The organism is Oleiphilus sp. HI0117 (genome assembly GCF_001635235.1).
In genome coordinates this window covers 1-274 of record NZ_LWGA01000118.1, presented here as the reverse complement: position 1 = coordinate 274, position 274 = coordinate 1, and the positions used below count along the sequence as shown (strand labels likewise).

The window sequence follows — 274 nt, the reverse complement described above, 5'->3', positions numbered from 1 at the left end:
ATACACATTCCTACCAATGGATTAATCGCAGACAATAAAAAGCCCGGCAACGGCCGGGCTTTAGAAAGTAAAAGCTAAGTTAGCAAATTACTCTGGTGTACCACACTCGGCAGCAGTTGGATTTTCAGAACAACGGATTTTCCAAAGCATTTTTAAAGCTTTAGGGTGGTGGTTACCCTCTGCTTTTAGAGCCATACGGATTTCACGCTTAAACTTAGTAATTTCTTCCTTAGTTTTAGCATCTGTTTTGATCCAATACTTCGCTGGGATTTCC

At 40.9% G+C, this 274-nt stretch carries 1 protein-coding gene; it reads right to left on the bottom strand.

Annotated elements, in window-relative coordinates; genetic code table 11:
- Positions 1–87: 87 nt before the first annotated feature.
- On the bottom strand, positions 88–274 hold a 187-nt coding region (locus A3757_RS26085), incomplete at its 5' end, for a putative solute-binding protein (protein ID WP_231878184.1).